The sequence below is a fragment of the Calothrix sp. NIES-2100 genome (assembly GCF_963875285.1).
Taxonomy (GTDB): domain Bacteria; phylum Cyanobacteriota; class Cyanobacteriia; order Cyanobacteriales; family Nostocaceae; genus Aulosira.
Genome location: NZ_CAWNLA010000001.1, coordinates 7,412,955 through 7,428,605, shown reverse-complemented (window position 1 = coordinate 7,428,605; position 15,651 = coordinate 7,412,955). Strand labels below are relative to the sequence as shown.

Genomic DNA, 15,651 nt, shown 5'->3' with positions numbered 1-15,651 from the left:
ATTTTCGGTAGAGTTTTAACGTGCTATTTACTAGCTTAGTAGTTTTCTCACCAACTTGAGCAGGGGTATACCTATCTGTGGGGATTGGGGGAAAAGTAGGATTGGGGAGACAACCAGACGCGAGGACGCAAAGAAATGACAAATGTCAAGTTAACACTAGAGCAGTTATTCATCGCTAACTAAAAGCGTCGCCCCTATAAATCAAGTACAGTGAAGGTAAGAATAGCTATTGTACAGCGAGACTAGAGATGACATATCGCTATGACTAGCAACACTCTCATCCAAACCACAGAAATTATTCACCTGTCAGGTATTAGTTGGCAAACTTATGAGAACTTGCTAACTGAACTTAGCGCTAGTCGCCGCCTAAGGCTTACCTATAATCGCGGTACTCTGGAAATTATGGTTCCTTCACCTGAACATGAAAGTTATAAAAAAATCTTGGGTCGATTTGTTGAAACTTTAGCTGAAGAACTAGAAATTAGGATTGAACCACTTGGTTCTACCACTTTCAAGCGTCCAGAAATTAGTGGTGCAGAACCAGATGAATGCTTTTATATTGGAAACATAAATGTAATTAAAGGTAAAAAAAGAATAAATTTGCCGCAAGATCCACCACCAGATTTAGTTGTGGAAATTGATATTACCAGCAGTTCTACAAATCGTTTTGAAGTTTATGCTGATATGGGTGTGCCTGAAATATGGCGGTATGACGGTAATTTTTTTAGTATAAATATACTGCAAAATAAAAAATATATAGCTGTTGATCGTAGTTTAGCTTTTCCAAATTTGCCGCTTCCAGAAATTTCTAATTTTTTAGAGCAAGTTGGACAAAAGGATTATTTAGATTTGATAAGGGAATTTCGCAACTGGATTAAAAGTCAAATTCAGCAAAATAAATGAGCTTCATGATTTCGTAGTCAGGACTTTAGTCAGAGATTTTTCAGCACTTAAGTGCTGACTACAAAACTATCATCGAACCATTAACCAATCAATTCCTCCACAGCATTGGCATCATTAGGTAACGCGGCTGTTAAAACTTCGCTGCCTTCATCTGTAACTAAAACATCATCTTCGATGCGGATTCCCCGGACATCTGCAAATTGGGATAGGCGCTCCCAATTAACTGTATATTGATATGTTGAGCGATTTTGACCATCATTTAAAATTGCTGGCACTTGATAAAAACCAGGTTCAATTGTAACTAACATCCCTGGACGCAGAGGACGATTTAAACGCAGGTAGCCTAAGCCAAAGCGATCGCTTCTTTTTCTCCCTTCCTCATACCCTGCTAAATCGCCTAAATCTTCCATATCATGGACATCTAAGCCCAGAAGATGACCAATACCGTGGGGGAAAAATAAAGCATGGGCATCTCTTTGGACTAAATCTTCAGCATTTCCTTGTAAAATGCCTAAATTCACTAATCCTTCGGCAATCACTGTGGCTGCTAACAGATGAATTTCCCCATACTCTACGCCAGGGCGGATTTTGGCAATACAAGCATCATGGGCGGCTAGGACGACATCATAAATATCTCTTTGGGTAGATGAAAACTTACCAGACACAGGCCAAGTACGGGTAATATCAGCCGCCCAGCCTGTTTCAGTTTCCGCACCAACATCAGCCAGTAGTAAATCGCCTGGTTGCAGGGGGTGGTGATAATGCTCGTTGTGCAAAACTTCACCGTGGACTGTGACAATACTGTTGTAAGCAGTAGTCATATTCTGGGCAATGATTACTCCTTCCATCGCCCCACGAACTTCTGCTTCCCGTTTTGCAACAAGTGTAGCGGACATCCCTGCTTTATGGGCTTCCACACTCACCGCCGCCGCTTGGCGTAACTCAGCTAACGCGCCTGCATCATGGGTGAGGCGTAAAGCAACAACAGCCTTGGCTAACTCTAAATCAATTCCTTGGGGCGGATTTTGCGGTAAAACCCATCTATTTAATAGCTGGGATTGCTGTGTCCAAGTAGCCGCATCTTGGACTGCGATCGTGGCTGCTTCTGCTACCAAAAACTCTAGTTCTGACATTGGTTTAGCCGCATCAGCCCCAATCATCTGGGCGATTTCCTCACGCTTGGGCATTTCTCCATGCCATAAGGCGCTGCTAGGTTGAGGATCGTCCATGAAAAGTTCCAGCTTCCCTGCTTCTAAGCGAATTGCAGCATTTGGCAAGGGTAGTCCAGCAAAATAGAGAAAATGACTGCTAGCGCGGAAAGGAAAAACATTGGCGGGAAAGTTCCGGGGATTGCTGCTTCCTGACCAAAGAATTGCGGGAAAATCAATCAGGCTAGCTAGTCTTTGCCGTCTTTGGCGTAGGATCTCAACTAAAGAATTAGAGGTTTTTGGCATAAACATAAATAGAACCTCAGCTTTTATTAAAATTATGAATTAAAAAATCTAATACTTTTTAGTCTCCACGGAATTTAAATTTCAGTCAGCAATCTAGATTCTGACTGAAACATTCTTCAAGGAGTGCATTTTTAATTAGTTTTTATCGTCATCGTCTTTTTCATCTTTGTCATCATCATCATGATCATCGTCGTCATTCTTCTGATTTGATTCACGCTGTTGCTTAGATTGATTTTTGTACTGTTCCTTTTGTTGCTCAGTTTGATTTAGTGGGTTCCTTACTTCATTAGTGCAGCTGATTAATCCTAGAGAAAGTGATACAAAGTTAATAGCCGCAAAAATGACACCAAGGATTTTTAGACTCAATTGTTGGTTATGATTTACCATTGATTGGAACTCCTAAACAAAAAGTTTGCTCATTTATCAAACATAAACTAAATATGTGTTTCAGAACCATTATGTTTATTGAGCGATCGCCTTTGGGCTATCAAGCCAATAAAGCGATCGCTTCCTCTCACCGGAAGCTTTCTAATACCCGTGCAATTGTGCTTGAATCATTGCGTCAAATACAATTACATGGCTGACATTCGGCACTAATCGCCGCAAAACCTGTAAATAACCGTCTGCATCTTGTCGTCGATGAAATCTAGCAACTACTATTGTTTGCATATTTGGTAATTGCCGAATAATACACCAAGGGTGAGTATTTGACTTTGGCTCGGACGTTGATATCATAGAGCAATCCTCCCCACTTCGTGGGATTTGTTAGGAATAGCGATCGCTCTTAAGTTTTCCAGGCTCATCGGGCGATCGCTTTTGATGTGTCTACACCAAAAATCGAGATTTCGATTTTTGGTGTTAATACAATTAAAAATCGAAATCTCGATACTGTCAAGCCAGGATAATGTGTGTTTAAGTTGCGGATTAAAGAACTTGCGGCGGTAAGGGGTTGGACACTCAAGGAAGTATCTGAGCGTTCTGGACTCCCTTACAGTACTGTTGCGACTTACGCAAATTCTCCTGGAATGGCAATGGTTAATTTAATTTCTGTGCTAAAGCTAGCGCGTGTCTTTGGTGTATCAATGGAAGATTTAATAGAAGTGGTCGAAGAGTAGGCGATCGCCTTTGATGTGTGTTAAATTAAAGGTGAATACTCACCTTTATCAATACATGGATGGGACGAGTTAAGCTGCGAATTAGAGAATTAGCCCAGAAGCGGGGTTGGACGCTACAAGATGTTGCTGATCAATCTGGAGTCAACTACAACACAGTTAAAAGCTATGCTCGCCGCGATGACGGAATGAGCACAGTAGATTTAAGCGCAGTTTATAAGATAGCTCGTGCGTTTGATGTCACGATTGAAGAGTTGATGGAATTGTTGGAAGAGTAGGCGATGTCTCAATACGCTTGGTGTTAGAGCCAAAAACCTCAACCCGCGTAGGTTGGGGAGCCACTGCTTCACCGCTTTGCGTCTATGTATCTACCAGAAACTTTTACCAGAAGACATCTGTCTGGTTGTACAAAGTATCCAAATACTCATCAATGAATTCTTCTGCTCAAGGTATTCCCGGATTACCTGATTTAACACATCCCCATGAGCTAGTGCAATTTGGCACTCAAGCACTTAAAGGTTCTCTATTAATTGTATTTTTAGTTATAGCGTTAGGGATAGCGATCGCTCTAGTTAGTTTTTCTCTACGCCGACATCCCACAGAGCAATCACTCTTCTTTGGTGAATGGGCGATTCATTACGCGCAAATTCTCAAGGGACTACAGCATTTAGCTTTAATTATAGTGCTGTTAATCACAGGATTTTTTCTCTGTTCAACTTTGAGCAATCGTTACCACCATTGGGAACAAGCAAAAGTTGCACAAGTCGCGGAAAGTGTTGCTGGTGATAAGCTAGAACAAACTGCACCGCAAATTCGCTACGTAGCGTCAGAACCATACACCTATACAACTAGAGTTAAAGACAAAATAGTTAAAGTCAATGACACTCAACAAGTCAATCGCTTGTTAACATTAGCTGGATCGCAAATTAAAGTAAAGCTTGATCAAAGTGTAGATGTGAAAGGTCGCAGTTCTATTTATAAAGTAGATTATACTGCTGAATACAAAGTTAATAACCCACTTACAGATATTAATAGTTTTTTCTTTGAAGCACCACCGCCTAACGCTTACTCACTACTAGCTAGATATAAAGTAGAGCGAGATGGCACTCAATTACAACAAAGAAATCCCGGTGATTATGGCTTTCCCTTCCGCTTAGAACCTGGCGCAGAAACTACCTTTAAAGTTACCTATCAAGCCCAAGGCGGGCCGCGTTGGGTTTATAACGCTGCTGGACAGTTACTGTCTAAATTTCGCTTAACAACAATTGCCAACTTTAGCCCAGTTGATTTTGCTAGTGGGATTGTACCTAATAATATTAAAACTGAACGAGGTAGTACCGAATTTACTTGGATATTTGATGATAATGTTTCTGTAAAAAATCCTTTTGGCGTTTTTACCAACACTGCCCCAGTGCGCAACACAGGCATTATACCACGCTTATTATTATTAGCGCCAGCAGTATTTTTGTGGTGGATAATATTGCTTTATTTATCCCTACCCATGAATTTAAAAAATGTAGCGATCGCCGGCGGAATTTTCTTTGCTTGTCTGTTAACTTTAACTTATTTAGGACGCTTAATTAATCCGCAGTTAGTTTGGACAATGATTTCCCTTGTCTTACTCACCTTAATGTGGGGACTGGGGTCAAATCGTCGTGCTTCCTTAGCTGCGATCCTATGTACAATTGCTGGTGCTGTCATACCTATATTTGCATTATTAGTACCATACAGCGGCCTTACTCTCAGCCTAGCTGGCTTACTTTCAGCAGTTTGGCTAGCGGTGCTACATTGGTATAGTTGGCAAAGTGTACCAACAGAGCATGACAAGTAACTGTCAAATAAATAACATTCGTCTATCGCTTTAATAAATTCGTAGTATGCACTTTAATGCTTCAGGGCTGACACATTCAGGACTGAAGTCCTGACTACGAATTTATTGAATTTTTACTATGTGAAATAATAAAATGTTTGCCAGAATCCGCCGTCTGTTAAATCAGCTATTTCGTAAATCAAGGACAATCAACAACGAACCGCTAAATACAGTGAGTTTGATTGTCATTATTTTGATTGATATTTTTATCTTAGTTAATGTTTTTACTGGACTAGATGATATCAGTAGATGGCATCTCAGCCCTAATCAAGCTTATCCATGTTATTCGGAGTGGCAAAATTATCGCACAAAAAACACTCAAGATAAAGACTATGAAGTTATTAGACAGGGATTGCCATACAACCTGAATCAACCAAGTTTTCAGCAAACCTATCAACAAGCTGAAACTGGACATTTAGGGAAAGTTTCTTCGACTTGCTTACAGTACGCTGATGTTAAAAATAAGATTACAAATTCTGCCAATCAACAAATTGTCAAAAACATTGATCAACAGCAAGCGAAAATCAGTAACCTAGAACAAAAAAATCGGACTATTCGCGCTCAATATGACTCAACGCTGTTAGAAAAAATCGCCGGACAGTCTCGCGAACAGTCAATTAATCAAGTAGCTGCGGAAAAGGCTAAACAGAATTTAGAGGAAAATAATCGCCAAATTGCTACACTAAAGGCGGAAATTTCTACTCTGAAAACTCAATTAACATCAAAACCAGAGAGTGTTAGTTATTTAGCTTTTCTCAAAGATGAGAATAAATTCACTGAAGTTGAAAAAGGCTACAAACAAGCATCATTTTGGTATCCTAGCATTCAACTAGGTTTCCAATCGCTGTTTTTGCTGCCGCTAATTCTCATTGCGTTCTCAGTTCACAACTTTGCTCAACGCCGCAGATATGGACTGATTTCGTTAATTAGCTGGCATTTATTGATTATCTTTTTTATTCCCTTAATTCTCAAAATCTTTGAATTTCTGCAAATCGGCGTAATCTTTAAATTCCTGGTTGATATCATTAACGCGATTTTTGGCGGGTTGCTATTCCTAATTAGTTACATTTACATCTTGCTGATTCCATTGATTGGTTTTGGCATTATTAAATTCTTTCAGCAATTTGTTTTTAATGCTAAAGTACAAGCAGCGAATAGAGTACAAAAATCTCGCTGTATCAACTGCGCTAAAAAAATTCGGCATCACGATAGCCACTGCCCCCATTGTGGTTATTATCAATATGTCGAGTGCCAAAATTGTCACGAGTTGACTTACAAGCATTTACCGCATTGTAAACATTGTGGTCATGTGCAAGATGCGATTAATTTGTGATTAGCTAAAAACGAGATTGTCGCAAAGCAAAGCAAAGCAAAGGGCGGGGTTTCCCATACGTGTCAACTTAAGCTAAAAGGCTTGTCCCACAGGCGTTTTACCCCACCCCTTAATCCCCTCCCCGCTTGCGGGGAGGGGACGTTTTGGCTTTAGACAAAACTGGGGTGGGGTAACGCGGATCTTTATCGTAGGCGATTTAATTCAAAATCAATTCCTGATAAGGCTTTCACGTTAAGTTGACACCAATGGGGGTTTCCCCGCTCCTACAGACAGGTGCTACACCTGACTCAAACAAATCCACGTATAGACAAAGGGGAATTAAACCCAAAAATTACGAATTACGAATTACGAATTAGTAATTAGTTAACAAAGTGGATTTTGGGTGGGTACACCAACAGCACGAGGGAAATTAGCAGGGGTGGCGACTATCTTACGCAAGTACAAGCAATGACGAATGCTTTGAGTTAAAGGAGTGGTGAAGGGTGCGATCGCTTCCACCTTACCACCCAACTGACTCACAGCATTTTTCAAAGCTGCGGTTTCTTCCTCAGTCCAATTACCACGGTAAATCACCGCTAAACCACCGCGCTTGAGCAATGGTAAAGTATATTCTGCACAAGCAGATGCGGAACCGACAGCACGGATTAAAGCAACATCATAACTTTGTCGATGCTGAGTTTGCTGAGCGATTTCTTCCACTCTCCCCACAAGAGTTTTGGCATTATCTAAAGCCAGATCAGTCAAGATTTTGTCAATAAAAGTAATCTTTTTGCGAGTAGAATCCAAAAGCGTAACTTGACAATTAGGCGCAGCGATCGCCACTGGAATCCCAGGAAACCCTGCACCTGTGCCAATATCAATTACAGATGCACCCTCATCAAGGAAAGAAATAAATTGCTGTTTTAACACAATTCCCCGCAGCGAATCCCACAGATGCTTTTCCCAAAACTCCTGCGGTTCAGTAATACGAGTTAAATTTAACTGACGGTTCCCTTCAACAATTAATTCATAAAGCTGCTGAAATTGTAATTGCTGTTGCGCATTCGGTTGCCAATTTAGAGTTTCTTGCCAGATTTCTGCCATTTCAGGCAATAAGTTAGTCATTTGTCATTGGTCATTGGTCATTAGTCAATAGTCAATGGTCAACAGTCAACAGTCAACAGTCTGTAGGGGCGGGTTTATTTAGATCATTGTTGCTCCACGAGGATATCTGTGAACCCGCCCCTACAACACTCAACCATCAACAGTCAACAGTCAACCAAATCACACCGCAGGTTGTGGTTCTTGCACTTTCGCTTTCAGTGTCATGGGGTCAACTGATTTTAGTTCACCGTGGTTGAGTGTCCAACAACAATCTGCGATCGCCAACAAATCCCCAGCGTCATGTGTTACTACTAACAATGTCCAATCTTTTTTCAGCTTCGCTAATAAGTTTACTAATTGCCGACGCATTGACCAATCTAACCCAGCTGTCGGTTCATCGAGTAACAGTAAATTTGGCTGGCGAATTAACTGTACCGCTAAAGCTAAACGCCGCTGTTGTCCACCACTCAAAGCATGGGGTTTTGCTGAAAGCGATAAATGCTCTAATCCTACTTCACTTAGCGCATCTCTAACTCGCTCTGACCCTAGTTCTGGATGCCCTAAGCGTAATTCTTCTAAAATTGTACCGCCACAGAAATGTCGCTCTGGAAACTGAAATACCAACCCCGCCAATTGTTGTATCTGTTCGGCTAGCAGTTCTTGTTCGCGCCAGAAAACTGCGCCAGATGTGGGTTCAGCTAATCCAGATAAAATTTCTAGTAAGGTACTTTTACCAGAACCACTAGGGCCAATAATCAAACCTAGCTGTTGAGGTGCTAATTCTAAGTTAACTGCTTTAAGAATCGCTGTTGGGCAGGCTGTTGGGTGATAAATCAGATTTCTGAGATAGAGCATTTGTTAAGATTACCAAGAAGTTAGCGAATAATTGATCAACTAGGCTTAACTACACGAAGAGCAATTAGGAAATTCTCGAAAATTCCGAAAAATTCATAGATGTAACCTGCTTTCCAACCCTAATCTAACAGCTAGAATCTTCTACTTGTTCCTTGGGGTTGCAAGACTGTCTGTGCAAAGCTCTGACACTAAACATTAAAGCTAAACCTCGTACTTTTTGCCATTGTGGCAAACTTACTCCCAAGCAATGGTTACAACCAATCAGGGAACCTGCAACAATTACAAAAGTCGATCTCTGTAGGCAATTCTGGTTAAAACAGACCGAAGTTAGGATTTTTCATTTTTTTTGCATTCTAAGTAACATAAACAACTATTTCAACCGCAATTATTCTGAGGGTTATAATGACTAAATGGTTTTCGGCTCCTCAATCAATTGTGCTGGCTAGAATCACAAGCCTTGCTCAAGCAACTTTTAGCGCTGCGATCGCCTTCAATCTGTCGATGCATCCTTCCTTGGCTGGCGATCCATTTCGGACTAGCAACCCTCATGAAATTGGTGACAAAACAGAAGCAGCTTTTAAGGCGGTTTTTCAAAAAGGTAACTATCCAGAGGCAGAAAATTACCTTAAACAAGCCCTAGCTAGTGAGCCAAACGAACCTTTAGCTTATGCGATGCGGGCATCTTTAGCCTATACCAATAAGGATTTAACCACATTAGCTACTTACAGCACAAAAACCCTCGAAACTGGACAAAAATTAATTGCCACTGATCCATTACGCGGTAATTTATACACAGCCGTTGGCAAATTTTTTGAGGGTGCAGTAATTATCACCCGTGATGGTGCAGGTGGTGCTGGACAAGCTTTAGGTAAACTGCGAGAAGTTTACGAATATTTGGATAAAGCCGAAGCCATTTCCGCCAACGATCCAGAACTGAACTTAATTAAAGGCTATATGGATTTACTATTAGCGGTGAATCTACCTTTTACTAACCCAGACGAAGCAATTCAAGGGTTAGAAAAAAGTGCTGCGCCTCAGTACTTAGTGGATCGGGGTATTGCTATTGCTTACCGTGACTTAAAAAATTACCCTCAAGCCTTGGATTATGTCAACCGTGCTTTAAAAGCAACAGCTGATAACCCAGAGGTATATTACCTGAAAGCGCAAATTCTCCATGAACAAGGGAAAAAAGAAAATAGCCGACAATTAATCCAAGATGCGATCGCTAATTTTGACAAAGCCTTAAGCAAAAAATCCCAACTCCCCGCCGATTTAGTCAAACAAATCGAAGGAGAACGCAGCAGGGCTAACAATACCCTCAAAAATTTGGGTTAGTCAACAGTCAACAGTCAACCGTCAACCATCAACCATCAACCGTCAACAGTCTCCTGCTATGCTTATTCTCAGATAACGGAGCTATTTACCGACAATGTACATCCAATTTCGTGAAATTAATCCTTTTGATGTCTGGATTTGGCTAAAATTCAGCAATATTCCTTCGGCGCGAGAAAAGCAATATGTAGAAGAGGTTTTCAATTCCTGGTTTTACCTTGGTAAATTGGGTGCGTTTAACGCCGAAAATCTCCAGGTACAGGATACTGGGCTGGATATCAGCTACATGAATTATGATCCCCAAGGTTATGACAAAAGCTTATTGGCGTTAATGCATAACATGGGTGAGTTTGAGTATGAAGGTGAATGGGGGCGTTGTTGGTTTGATTTGGGAACCAGTGATGCGATCGCTTTGGATATCCTGATTAACGCCCTGACACAGCTAAGCGAAGAATATGTCACTATTGAACAATTGTATCTGGGTGGCGAAAATGAAGATTGGCCTGTCGAAGATAGCGACAGTCGGTCTTACTCTATGTACGATAATTAGTTAAGTTTAGTTACTAAAATGGGCAAATCAGGGGAAATTAGGGTATTAGCCTTAGGACTGATTCGTGATGGCGATGGCGGAGCCAACGCCAAGGGCGAACGCATATTTGTTTCCGAAGGCTACGACCCTGTAAAGCAATCTACATTTTATCGTGCCTTGGGAGGTGGTGTTGACTTTAGCGAACCTAGCCATTTAGCCTTACAACGGGAATTCCAAGAAGAAATTCAAGCAGAATTAACTAATATTCGCTATTTAGGTTGTTTAGAAAACCTCTTTATATTCAACGGTAGACAAGGACACGAAATTATTCAACTATATCAATGTGATTTTGCTGATCCTAAATTTTATCAGTTAGATAGTTTAATATTTTCCGAATCGGAAAATCATCAACATCGCGCACTATGGATCAACATTGAGCGCTTTAAGTCAGGAGAATTAAAGCTAGTACCTGAAGAATTTTTCAATTATTTATAAATTAGTTCGTCGTCAGGAGTAAAGTCCTAAGTTTTCCAACACTGTAGACGCAAAGCGGTTATGCAGTGATCCCTTCTGATTTTTCGACTCCTGACGTAGGGCTTCCCATAGGGTAGTGCTGACTAAAACTAATCAAAATTCCCAATATAGCTATCAGTTCTCACGGTTTAAGCATTTTGTAGTCAGGACTTCAGTCCTGATTTTGTCAACCATGAAGTGCTAACTACAACTAATCAAATTGATTAATCAATAGAGACATAAACCAGATAGCAATCATGATTTCAGTCTCCGTACACACTTAGGCATTTCAACTCTGAAAGCCCCAGACTCATAATTACAATTACGACTTATTGAAGCGAATCTTCAGACCTGATTTCAAGTATTATATGAGCTTATATCACTTGAACTCAGCAAAAGTCGATTTGCAAGTGATGCAGATAAATTTTTTATAAAGTTTTGTAACAAAAATAACAATTCACTAGATATTCAATACCTGAAACCGGATTTTATCTACAGCCTAATCCTCAAGAAATCTGGCTAGAGTAAGAGCAAAACGGCGCTTGTACAGATATAAGTCCATCTCAGGATACTGTGCATTTTCATAACTAGAGATTTAGACTTAATATATAAGTTTGGTATGTGGAATATAAGTAATCAATAACTTTAGACTATACCATCTTTAGAATTTCTTTGTTATTTTGTATTTAACTGGACAGTTCTCCAGTAAATGGTGCGTTTAAATAATTATTAGTTGCACTATTTGCTAGCGGCTATCTTGCAAATTAGCTGGTTGTACTTGCTTGACTTTTATTGCCAACCACAATATAAAATTGCCAAGTTAGAACGGCTAGCTACAATCCACATCGTTAATTGGTTCATCTACAACAAAAAAACCGACTTAAAAATATGATTAAAACCACTAATCAACGTATTATTCTCTCCGCTTTTATTAACCCTGTCAGCGACACAGCCAAACCGAAATTTGATTTATTGCAACCACTACGTCAATGGCTTGATGATCTCGAAATCCAGAACCGTAAATTAGCGAAATTTATTGCTAAACTGATTCCGGCGCAGTGTCCCTTTGAGCGTGATGTAGTGGTATTTGGTCGAAAAATTGCCCATATTCCCCCAATGTGCAAGCTCAATCCCCTTTACGATCAATTTGTTGGCTTGCGTTTTCGCGCTCTATGCTATTTAGTAGATAAATGTGGAGAAGATATTCAATCCTATTGCTAAAAAGAGCTAAATAGCGGCATGGAAATTAAAATTGAGCATCAACCAAGTCAAGAACGCCTTCAGCAGTTGGGTGTGGCGAAATGGGATATATGGGAAAAAGAAGTTTCAAAATTCCCTTGGACTTATGATACTCAAGAAACTTGCTACTTTTTAGCAGGTGATGTCATTGTTACGCCAGATGATGGACAGTCAGTGCAAATGGGTAAAGGTGATTTAGTCATCTTTCCGGCGGGAATGTCCTGTACATGGGAAATCATCAGCGATGTCAAAAAACATTATTACTTTGATTAGGCAATAAATCAAAGATTCAGAACACACAACTCTTCTAAATCAGTTCTGATGGAAATTGTATGGGGGTTCGCAACGATTGTTATAGGATAACGTGGCGGAATCTGTAAATTGCTTGTATCCGTATCTCTCAAAATTCGTTGCAACTCCATCACCTAAACAATACTCATAAAAATAAATGGTTTCATTACCACTAAATTTGGCAGAAAGTTCCTTCCAGATTGGTGGCTGATAGCCAAATATATAATTGTAAAACTTTGAAGCTTGGGCTTGATCGTAATTGTAGGTGCCTGGATACTGGAAAAAATCTCCGTTGAAGTTCAAGCTGATAGATTTTGCTTGATTGTTCACAAAAGTGATCGAAAAATCACTTTTAGGAAACTGAGGAAATAACCTGCGAAAGCTTTTAGGCGCATAGGTATAAGTAACTTGCGCACCATTGGTTTTTTTACTAATGTAACGCCCAAAATATAGCTCAATTCTTTGGGGTGTTTGGTTCAAAACATAGCGTCCAGCCCAAGCAGGAAGGGAAAGAAAACTGTTGAGGAGCAAAAATCCCACAGTTAACCCCATAAAAGTTGGGTAAAAATGAAAAAATTTCATCGTAATTACCTTCACCTCCCAGCCAGGGAGTTCATAATCGTGTTAGTGGAAGGCTCTTGATTTAATCATACTACCTAGTAGAACAATGTTTCTTTCCACAGCAACTTTGATGAGGAATTTGATTAAAAATGTTACTACATTTGAGTACCTGGCCTGAAGTTGAAGCTTATCTGTTGCAGTCTAGAGGTATTATTCTGCCGATTGGTTCCACAGAACAACATGGCCCTACTGGATTAATTGGTACAGATGCTATTTGTGCAGAAGCGATCGCTCGTGGTGTCGGTGAAGCCACCCAAGCAATGATCGGCCCTACAATCAATGTTGGCATGGCGCTGCATCACACCGCCTTTCCTGGTACTATAAGTCTGCGTCCTAGTACTTTAATTCAAGTGGTGCGAGATTATATCACTTGTTTGAGCAAAGCAGGTTTTACCAAATTCTACTTTATCAACGGACATGGCGGTAACATCGCCACCCTGAAAGCAGCCTTCTCAGAAACTTACGCCCACTTAGAAGATTTGCAAATTCACAATGCACAAAAGGTGCAATGTCAAGTTGCTAATTGGTTTATGTGCAGTCCAGTATACAAACTCGCTAAGGAATTATACGGCGATCAAGAAGGCTCCCATGCAACCCCTAGCGAAGTAGCCGTCACCCAATACGTTTATCCCGAAGCAATCAAGCAAGCACCCCTCTCACCAGAAGTTGGAAAAGGACACAGTATTTACAGTGCAGCCGATTTTCGCCTACATTACCCAGATGGACGCATGGGTTCCAATCCCGCCTTAGCTACCCCAGAACATGGTAAGCAGTTTTATGATTTAGCCGTCAAAGAACTTAGTAACAGCTACTTAGAATTTTTGAACGCAGAATAAACTTCATGCAAAAACGCTACTGCATTTCTCGTTTGGATGCAGTACGCTTTCACCGCAAGCGAGGAGGGAAGACTATAGACTTGAGATAATAGTTGTTTAGAGGAGTAGCTCTTTCAAAGTTGATAAAATTGTCGGCAAAAAAACCCTTTTTAATCTTTTATCTGGAGTGTTCTCTGCGTCTCTGTGGTTAAATAAATTATTGTTGAACCGCAGAGGGCGCAGAGAGTAAAGCAAAGATTTTTCGAGTCACCTAGAAAGGGCTAATTCACCCATCCCTGTAATTGATCAACTTTGCGCAATCCCTTCTTGACGCGCTGCTTGTTGCACAGCCGCAGCTACAGACGAGGCGACGCGCTGATCAAAAACCGAAGGAATAATATGTTCCCGATCCAAATCTGAAGGCTTAACTAAAGATGCGATCGCATGTGCCGCTTCTAAATACATTGTGGTGGTAATTGTCGGTGCTTGACAATCTAGCGCACCACGAAATACTCCTGGAAAAGCCAAGACGTTATTTATTTGATTCGGGTAATCACTGCGACCGGTAGCCATGACAGCAACATTTTTTGTCACTAACTCTGGCTGAATTTCGGGAATCGGATTGGCCATTGCAAACACGATCGCATCTTTCGCCATCGCTTGCACCATTTCTGGTGTCAAAACTCCTGGGGCACTAACACCGATAAATACATCTGCGCCTTGCAATGCACCTGCTAAAGTACCTTGGGCTTTAACTGCAAATTCGCGCTTTTCTTCTGTTAGGTCAGTACGACTACTAGAAAGAATACCCTTAGAGTCGCACATCCAGATTTTTTCCGCCCCAGCTTTGCGCAGTAATCGTGCGATCGCCACTCCCGCCGCCCCAGCGCCGTTAATTACAATCCGTATTTCTGCCATTGACTTGTGTACCAGTTTCAAGGCATTAAACAACGCTGCTAGGGTCACAATTGCTGTACCATGCTGGTCATCGTGAAATACAGGTATATTTAATTCCCGCCGCAGTCTCTCTTCAATCTCAAAACAACGAGGGGCGGCGATATCCTCCAAATTTACACCCCCAAACACAGGCGCAATATTTTTCACTGTCCGCACAATCTCATCTGTATCTTGTGTTGCCAAGCAGATGGGAAAAGCATCAATGCCAGCGAATTCTTTAAACAGCATTGCTTTGCCTTCCATGACTGGTAAAGCAGCCGCCGGCCCCAGATTTCCCAACCCTAAAACAGCGCTACCATCAGTAACAATAGCAACAGTATTCTTTTTGATGGTTAAGTTATAAACTTCCTCTGGATTTTGAGCGATCGCTGTACAAATTCGACCTACTCCTGGTGTGTAAGCCATTGCGAGATCGGAAACAGTTTTTAGGGGAATTCTGCTGGCAATGCTGATTTTACCCCCACGATGCAAATTAAAAGTGCGATCGTACACATTCAGCATTTGAATGTGTGGTAATGCTTTAACTGCTTGCACAATAGTTTCCGCGTGTTCAGTGCTAGCTGCATCTACAGTAATATCGCGGGTTGACTCTTTGCGGCTTTGCTCAATTAAATCAATTTGTCCTAGTAGTCCCCCATTAGCGGCGATCGCCTGGGTGACTGAAGCCAGCATCCCCACACGATTGGGAATCTGCAAGCGGAGCGTCAAACTAAAACTAGAATTAGGAGTTAGGTTGGTCATTGT

The 15,651-nt window shown here is 41.0% G+C and carries 18 protein-coding genes; 12 read left to right on the top strand and 6 right to left on the bottom strand.

What is annotated here, in order from left to right; all coding sequences use genetic code 11:
- Positions 1 to 261 precede the first annotated feature (261 nt).
- Positions 262 to 903 (top strand): Uma2 family endonuclease, encoded by a 642-nt coding sequence (locus tag AACU32_RS30240; RefSeq protein WP_096605231.1) that lies wholly within the window; start codon positions 262 to 264, stop codon positions 901 to 903.
- An 80-nt stretch (positions 904 to 983) separates the two neighbouring features.
- On the opposite strand, the gene AACU32_RS30235 is transcribed toward AACU32_RS30240, so the two are convergent.
- Together AACU32_RS30235 and AACU32_RS30230 are read right to left on the bottom strand one after the other, a co-directional pair.
- Entirely contained in the window at positions 984 to 2,363 is a 1,380-nt protein-coding gene (locus AACU32_RS30235) for an aminopeptidase P family protein (protein ID WP_096605229.1), read from the bottom strand.
- Between the two features lie 129 nt (positions 2,364 to 2,492).
- Entirely contained in the window at positions 2,493 to 2,744 is a 252-nt protein-coding gene (locus AACU32_RS30230; protein ID WP_096605227.1) for a hypothetical protein, read from the bottom strand.
- Between the two features lie 53 nt (positions 2,745 to 2,797).
- On the opposite strand from AACU32_RS30230, the gene AACU32_RS30225 reads away from it, so the two are divergent.
- The 5 genes from AACU32_RS30225 to AACU32_RS30205 all read left to right on the top strand — a co-directional run bounded on the left by AACU32_RS30225 (position 2,798) and on the right by AACU32_RS30205 (position 6,672).
- Complete coding sequence (locus AACU32_RS30225) at positions 2,798 to 2,941, top strand: hypothetical protein (protein WP_339378382.1); 144 nt, start codon at positions 2,798 to 2,800, stop codon at positions 2,939 to 2,941.
- Between the two features lie 324 nt (positions 2,942 to 3,265).
- Positions 3,266 to 3,472 carry a helix-turn-helix domain-containing protein gene (locus tag AACU32_RS30220; RefSeq protein WP_339378381.1) on the top strand — a complete coding sequence of 69 codons (207 nt, stop codon included), beginning with the start codon at positions 3,266 to 3,268 and terminating at the stop codon, positions 3,470 to 3,472.
- Positions 3,473 to 3,531: 59 nt separating this feature from the next.
- Positions 3,532 to 3,747 (top strand): helix-turn-helix domain-containing protein, encoded by a 216-nt coding sequence (locus AACU32_RS30215; RefSeq protein ID WP_096605223.1) that lies wholly within the window; start codon positions 3,532 to 3,534, stop codon positions 3,745 to 3,747.
- A 152-nt stretch (positions 3,748 to 3,899) separates the two neighbouring features.
- Positions 3,900 to 5,300, top strand: coding sequence for a hypothetical protein (locus AACU32_RS30210; RefSeq protein ID WP_096605221.1), 1,401 nt, complete (start codon positions 3,900 to 3,902; stop codon positions 5,298 to 5,300).
- A gap of 133 nt (positions 5,301 to 5,433) precedes the next feature.
- The gene (locus AACU32_RS30205; protein WP_096605219.1) at positions 5,434 to 6,672 is read left to right on the top strand and encodes a hypothetical protein; all 1,239 of its coding nucleotides are present in this window, start codon (positions 5,434 to 5,436) and stop codon (positions 6,670 to 6,672) included.
- A 363-nt stretch (positions 6,673 to 7,035) separates the two neighbouring features.
- Here the strand turns inward: AACU32_RS30205 and rsmG are convergent, their stop codons facing one another.
- Both rsmG and AACU32_RS30195 read right to left on the bottom strand, forming a co-directional pair.
- Complete coding sequence (rsmG, locus tag AACU32_RS30200; protein ID WP_096605217.1) at positions 7,036 to 7,776, bottom strand: 16S rRNA (guanine(527)-N(7))-methyltransferase RsmG; 741 nt, start codon at positions 7,774 to 7,776, stop codon at positions 7,036 to 7,038.
- Between the two features lie 159 nt (positions 7,777 to 7,935).
- A complete protein-coding gene (locus AACU32_RS30195) occupies positions 7,936 to 8,610 on the bottom strand; it encodes an ABC transporter ATP-binding protein (RefSeq protein ID WP_096605215.1) in 675 nt (224 codons plus the stop codon).
- Positions 8,611 to 9,012: 402 nt separating this feature from the next.
- Between AACU32_RS30195 and AACU32_RS30190 the strand changes: the two genes are divergently transcribed.
- From AACU32_RS30190 to AACU32_RS30170, 5 genes are all read left to right on the top strand, one after another.
- Positions 9,013 to 9,945: a Sll0314/Alr1548 family TPR repeat-containing protein gene (locus AACU32_RS30190; protein WP_096605213.1), complete on the top strand. Its 933-nt coding sequence runs from the start codon at positions 9,013 to 9,015 to the stop codon at positions 9,943 to 9,945.
- A gap of 94 nt (positions 9,946 to 10,039) precedes the next feature.
- Positions 10,040 to 10,492 carry a DUF3531 family protein gene (locus tag AACU32_RS30185; RefSeq protein WP_096605211.1) on the top strand — a complete coding sequence of 151 codons (453 nt, stop codon included), beginning with the start codon at positions 10,040 to 10,042 and terminating at the stop codon, positions 10,490 to 10,492.
- A gap of 18 nt (positions 10,493 to 10,510) precedes the next feature.
- Positions 10,511 to 10,966 (top strand): NUDIX hydrolase, encoded by a 456-nt coding sequence (locus AACU32_RS30180; RefSeq protein ID WP_096605209.1) that lies wholly within the window; start codon positions 10,511 to 10,513, stop codon positions 10,964 to 10,966.
- 906 nt (positions 10,967 to 11,872) lie between these two features.
- Positions 11,873 to 12,205 (top strand): Mo-dependent nitrogenase C-terminal domain-containing protein, encoded by a 333-nt coding sequence (locus AACU32_RS30175; protein ID WP_096605207.1) that lies wholly within the window; start codon positions 11,873 to 11,875, stop codon positions 12,203 to 12,205.
- Between the two features lie 18 nt (positions 12,206 to 12,223).
- A complete protein-coding gene (locus AACU32_RS30170) occupies positions 12,224 to 12,496 on the top strand; it encodes a cupin domain-containing protein (RefSeq protein ID WP_096605205.1) in 273 nt (90 codons plus the stop codon).
- Positions 12,497 to 12,535: 39 nt separating this feature from the next.
- Here AACU32_RS30170 and AACU32_RS30165 read toward each other — a convergent pair whose 3' ends face one another.
- Complete coding sequence (locus tag AACU32_RS30165) at positions 12,536 to 13,096, bottom strand: hypothetical protein (RefSeq protein WP_096605203.1); 561 nt, start codon at positions 13,094 to 13,096, stop codon at positions 12,536 to 12,538.
- A gap of 128 nt (positions 13,097 to 13,224) precedes the next feature.
- Here AACU32_RS30165 and AACU32_RS30160 point away from each other — a divergent pair, with 128 nt between their 5' ends.
- On the top strand, positions 13,225 to 13,971 hold the full coding sequence (locus AACU32_RS30160; protein WP_096605201.1) for a creatininase family protein: 747 nt from the start codon (positions 13,225 to 13,227) through the stop codon (positions 13,969 to 13,971).
- 285 nt (positions 13,972 to 14,256) lie between these two features.
- Here AACU32_RS30160 and AACU32_RS30155 read toward each other — a convergent pair whose 3' ends face one another.
- Positions 14,257 to 15,648, bottom strand: coding sequence for a malic enzyme-like NAD(P)-binding protein (locus AACU32_RS30155; RefSeq protein ID WP_096605199.1), 1,392 nt, complete (start codon positions 15,646 to 15,648; stop codon positions 14,257 to 14,259).
- Between the last annotated feature and the right edge of the window lie 3 nt (positions 15,649 to 15,651).

Excerpts from the sequence above, each read along its gene's own strand:
- AACU32_RS30210 (WP_096605221.1), top strand. The coding sequence starts at position 3,900 with ATGAATTCTTCTGCTCAAGGTATTCCCGGATTACCTGATTTAACACAT.
- AACU32_RS30160 (WP_096605201.1), top strand. The coding sequence starts at position 13,225 with ATGTTACTACATTTGAGTACCTGGCCTGAAGTTGAAGCTTATCTGTTG.
- AACU32_RS30240 (WP_096605231.1), top strand. The coding sequence starts at position 262 with ATGACTAGCAACACTCTCATCCAAACCACAGAAATTATTCACCTGTCA.
- AACU32_RS30170 (WP_096605205.1), top strand. The coding sequence starts at position 12,224 with ATGGAAATTAAAATTGAGCATCAACCAAGTCAAGAACGCCTTCAGCAG.
- AACU32_RS30235 (WP_096605229.1), bottom strand. The coding sequence starts at position 2,363 with ATGTTTATGCCAAAAACCTCTAATTCTTTAGTTGAGATCCTACGCCAA.
- AACU32_RS30165 (WP_096605203.1), bottom strand. The coding sequence starts at position 13,096 with ATGAAATTTTTTCATTTTTACCCAACTTTTATGGGGTTAACTGTGGGA.
- AACU32_RS30230 (WP_096605227.1), bottom strand. The coding sequence starts at position 2,744 with ATGGTAAATCATAACCAACAATTGAGTCTAAAAATCCTTGGTGTCATT.
- AACU32_RS30155 (WP_096605199.1), bottom strand. The coding sequence starts at position 15,648 with ATGACCAACCTAACTCCTAATTCTAGTTTTAGTTTGACGCTCCGCTTG.
- AACU32_RS30215 (WP_096605223.1), top strand. The coding sequence starts at position 3,532 with ATGGGACGAGTTAAGCTGCGAATTAGAGAATTAGCCCAGAAGCGGGGT.
- AACU32_RS30185 (WP_096605211.1), top strand. The coding sequence starts at position 10,040 with ATGTACATCCAATTTCGTGAAATTAATCCTTTTGATGTCTGGATTTGG.
- AACU32_RS30180 (WP_096605209.1), top strand. The coding sequence starts at position 10,511 with ATGGGCAAATCAGGGGAAATTAGGGTATTAGCCTTAGGACTGATTCGT.
- AACU32_RS30205 (WP_096605219.1), top strand. The coding sequence starts at position 5,434 with ATGTTTGCCAGAATCCGCCGTCTGTTAAATCAGCTATTTCGTAAATCA.
- rsmG (WP_096605217.1), bottom strand. The coding sequence starts at position 7,776 with ATGACTAACTTATTGCCTGAAATGGCAGAAATCTGGCAAGAAACTCTA.
- AACU32_RS30175 (WP_096605207.1), top strand. The coding sequence starts at position 11,873 with ATGATTAAAACCACTAATCAACGTATTATTCTCTCCGCTTTTATTAAC.
- AACU32_RS30190 (WP_096605213.1), top strand. The coding sequence starts at position 9,013 with ATGACTAAATGGTTTTCGGCTCCTCAATCAATTGTGCTGGCTAGAATC.
- AACU32_RS30225 (WP_339378382.1), top strand. The coding sequence starts at position 2,798 with ATGTGTTTCAGAACCATTATGTTTATTGAGCGATCGCCTTTGGGCTAT.
- AACU32_RS30195 (WP_096605215.1), bottom strand. The coding sequence starts at position 8,610 with ATGCTCTATCTCAGAAATCTGATTTATCACCCAACAGCCTGCCCAACA.